General features: G+C 71.4%; 2 protein-coding genes and 2 pseudogenes. 1 reads left to right on the top strand and 3 read right to left on the bottom strand.

What is annotated here, in order from left to right; genetic code table 11:
• The 3 genes and pseudogenes from IJH84_RS18940 to IJH84_RS18930 form a co-directional block, all read right to left on the bottom strand.
• A pseudogene (locus IJH84_RS18940) lies at positions 1 to 288 on the bottom strand (cyclic pyranopterin monophosphate synthase MoaC); the annotation flags it as partial.
• Positions 289 to 479: 191 nt separating this feature from the next.
• Positions 480 to 1,934: an NAD-dependent malic enzyme gene (locus tag IJH84_RS18935; protein ID WP_200068379.1), complete on the bottom strand. Its 1,455-nt coding sequence runs from the start codon at positions 1,932 to 1,934 to the stop codon at positions 480 to 482.
• Positions 1,935 to 2,215: 281 nt separating this feature from the next.
• On the bottom strand, positions 2,216 to 2,392 hold the full coding sequence (locus IJH84_RS18930) for a hypothetical protein (protein WP_200068378.1): 177 nt from the start codon (positions 2,390 to 2,392) through the stop codon (positions 2,216 to 2,218).
• Between the two features lie 179 nt (positions 2,393 to 2,571).
• On the opposite strand from IJH84_RS18930, the pseudogene IJH84_RS18925 reads away from it, so the two are divergent.
• Positions 2,572 to 3,918, top strand: a pseudogene (locus IJH84_RS18925) (DNA-binding protein); the annotation flags it as partial.

Below are 3,918 nucleotides of genomic sequence, written 5' to 3'. Positions count from 1 at the left end.
TTCCGCGTCGGCGGGCTCGAGCTGGACCTCGACGCCGGACAACGCGATGGGATGGCACAGCGGCACGAGGTCCGGGGTGCGCTTGGCGGCCATGATCCCCGCGATGCGGGCGGTGGCCAGCGCGTCGCCCTTCGGCAGGCCGTCGCTGCGCACCAGCGCGACGACTTCCTCGGTGGTGCGCACGACGCCGGTGGCCACGGCGGTGCGCGCACTCGCCTACTTCTCCGAGACGTCGACCATGCGTGCCGCGCCCGACTCGTCGGTGTGCGTGAGTTCGTTGTGCCCCATGCCCGCACCTTAGAGCGCGGCGCCGAACGAGCGACGGCTGCCGGGATGCCGCGGCAATGGCCGACACGCCCGCACATCACTCGCTCCGACCAACAACGACGTGAGCGAACGGACCGTTCGACCAATCTAGCCGGGCGAACAGGCCGTTCACTTACCGGCGGACACGGGCTTGGGCGGGCGTGTCGGGCGGGTCAGTAGTCGAAGTCCTCGGCCATGGACCAGGGCAGGGAGGTGCCGCCGGGGGAAGGCGGCTCGGAGCGGCCGGCGATCACGGCCTTGCGGACGGCCTCCGCCACGGCGGGAGCCACGTTGGAGTCGAACACGCTGGGCACGATGAACGAAGCGTTCACCCGCTCCTCCCCGTCGACGACGTCGGCGATCGCGTTCGACGCCGCGATCATCATGTCGTCGGTGATCTCGTGCGCGTGCGCGTCCAGCAGCCCGCGGAAGAACCCGGGGAAGGCCAGCACGTTGTTGATCTGGTTCGGGTAGTCGCTGCGGCCGGTGGCCACCACCGCCGCGTGCTTGCGCGCTTCCAGCGGGTCGATCTCCGGATCCGGGTTGGCCAGCGCGAACACGATCGAATCGGAGTTCATCGCGGCCACGTCGGACTCGCCGAGCAGGTTCGGCGCGGACACCCCGATGAACACGTCCGCGTCGGGCATCGCGTCCGAGAGCGTGCCGGTGCGACCGTCGGCGTTGGTGCTCGCGGCGATCGATCGCAGGTTGGGGTCGGTGTCGCCGCGCCCGCTGTGCACGATGCCGTCGATGTCCGCCGCGATGATGTCGCGCGGCTTCTTGTGCTGCAGCAACCGGATGATCGCCGAACCGGCGGCGCCCACTCCGCAGACCACGATGCGGCAGTCCTCGATGTTCTTGCCGACGACTCGCAGCGCGTTGCGCAGCGCGCCGAGCACCACGATCGCGGTGCCGTGCTGGTCGTCGTGGAACACCGGGATGTCCAGCTTCTCGCGCAGCCGGGCCTCGATCTCGAAGCACCGGGGTGCGGCGATGTCCTCCAGGTTGATGCCGCCGTAGACCGGGGCGAGCAGTTCGATCGTGCGGATCAGCTCCTCGGTGTCCTGGGTGTCCAGGCACACCGGCCAGGCGTTCACGCCGGAGAACTTCTTGAACAGCGCGGCCTTGCCCTCCATCACCGGAAGCGCCGCAGCCGGGCCGATGTTGCCCAGCCCCAGCACCGCGGAACCGTCGGTGACCACGGCGACCGAGTTGCGCTTGACGGTCAGCCTGCGGGCGTCCTCCGGGTTGGCCGCGATGGCGGTGCACACCCGCGCGACACCGGGCGTGTAGGCGCGCGAGAGGTCATCGCGGTTGGCCAACGCGACCCGGGAGTTCACCTCGATCTTCCCGCCGAGGTGCACCAGGAAGGTCCGGTCGGAGATCTTGCGCACCTGCACGCCGGGCAGTTCGCCGAGCCGGTCGGTGATGTCGTTGGCGTGATCGGCCGACAGCGCGTTGCAGGTGATGTCCACGACGATGCGGTCGGCGTGCGACTCGACCACGTCGAAGGCGGTGAGCACCCCGCCTGCCCGGCCGATGGCGGTGGTGAGGTCACCGGCGGCGCTGGCCGACGGCGGCGCCTCCACCCGGACCGTGATCGAGTACCCCGGACCTGGAACCGGCATGGTCACACCCCTGTTACGCGAGAAGCTTCGAGCCCTTGCACAGAACTCGCCGGAGGGCAAGCCCTGCGTGCCGCCAAAGCGGACGGGCTTCACCCTACAAAGAAAATCTCCAGAACTTTCCGCTTTGTGACCAACGACCAACACCTTTTCCGCCGGAACCCCCTTGCCTCCGGATGGAATCGGGACGAATGGGATCCGCGCGCGATGCGGACGGGGACAGGGTGCGACACGAAAACGGGCCGCGCCCGTGCAGGGCGCGGCCCGGAGGCTCCGGCGAGGGCCTACTTGTTGATCTCGGTGACCGGGTGCTCGTACGGGACGGTCTCCTCGTCCAGCGGGAACGTGGTGCCGCCGAACGGGGACAACGCGCCCTGCTTGTCGGCGACCAGCTCGCTGACCGCGTGCGGATCCTGCGGCCACGCGGGGTCGATGCGGTCCTTCTTCGCCTTGCCTGCCACGGTCACCCTCCGCGCTGTGTCGTCTTGCCGGGGTCGTCTTGCCGGGGTCTGCTGGCCAGGTCATCCGGCCTGCCCATGCAAGTCTGCCCGACCGGGCCGCCCGAACGAACCCCACCCCGCACGCGTCACACCGGACGAACCGCGTGGGCACGCGCATCCGGCTCGGTATCGTGGCCGGGATGGCTGCACTCGCGGACTCGCTGCGCGCACGCGACGACGAGGAACTGGTCGCGCTGCTGCGCGCCCGGCCGGACCTGGCCACTCCCCCGCCCGCGGACACGTCGGTGCTGGCGACGCGGGCCGGCGTGCGCTCTTCGGTGGCGCGGGCGTGCGAGGACCTGGACTCGTTCACGTTGTCCACGCTGGAAGCACTGGTGCTGCTGGACGCGGATGCGGCCCCGGTGCCGCTGGACGCGGTCGCGGAGTTGCTGGGCGCCGAGGTCACTCCGCAGCGGACCCGCCGGTCCGTCGCCGACCTGCGGCTGCGCGCGCTGGCCTGGGGCGCGGACGAAGAGCTGTCGGTGGTGCCCGCGGTGCGGGAGTCGTTGCCGACGTTCCCGGCGGGGCTGGGCCGCCCGGCCGAGGACATGACCGAAGCGGCGGCGCACACCGCGCTGGCCGCACTGGACCAGCAGGAGCGGGACCTGGTCGGCAAGCTCGCGGGCGATCAGCCGGTGGGCAGCACGAAGGACGCGGGCCGCAACTTCACCCTCGCCGATGCCCAGACCCCGGTGCAGCGGCTGCTGGCGAAGGGCCTGCTGCTGCGCCGGGACGCGGCGACCGTGGAGCTGCCCCGCCAGCTCGCCTTCGCGGTGCGCGGTGCGCACCCGATGGGCGCGGTCGAGCCGGAGGAGCCGCTGCTCGACCTCGCCGACCTCGGCCAATCCACTGTGGACTCCACGGCGGCCGGTGAGGTGCTGGAACTGCTGCGGCACTTGGAATCGCTGCTGCACCTGTGGAGCGAGGAACCGCCCGACGTACTGCGTTCCGGCGGTGTCGGCGTCCGCGAGATCCGCCGTGCCGCCAAGGTCCTGGAGGTCGACGAGTCGCGGGTTTCGCTGCTGGTCGAGCTGGCGGTGGCGGCGAACCTGATCGCGTCCTCGGAAGGCAACGAGCCGCAGTGGATGCTCACCTACGGCGCGGACACCTGGCTGGCCGCGGGCCCGGAGCAACGCTGGGCTCCGCTGGCCAGCACCTGGTTGGACATGCCGCGGCTGCCCGGCCTGATCGGCGCCCGCGACGAGAAGGACCGGCTGCTCGGCCCGCTTTCCGAGGACCTGCGCAGGCCGCTGGCGCCGCGCGACCGGATGCGGATCCTGAGCCTGCTGGACGAACTCCCCGGCGGCCACGGCGTGCGCAAACCCGACGACGCCGCCGCGGTGCTGGCCTGGCGGGCTCCCCGCCGCGGCGGGCGGATGCGCGACGACCTGGTGCGCTGGACGTTGTCCGAGGCGACCGCGCTGGGCGTCGTCGCGCTCGGTGCGCTGTCCACCGCGGGCCGCGCCGCGCTGTTCGGCGACACCTCG

It is taken from the genome of Saccharopolyspora sp., from assembly GCF_017434145.1.
GTDB lineage: Bacteria > Actinomycetota > Actinomycetes > Mycobacteriales > Pseudonocardiaceae > Saccharopolyspora_C > Saccharopolyspora_C galaxeae.
This window is presented reverse-complemented; position numbering and strand designations above follow the sequence as displayed.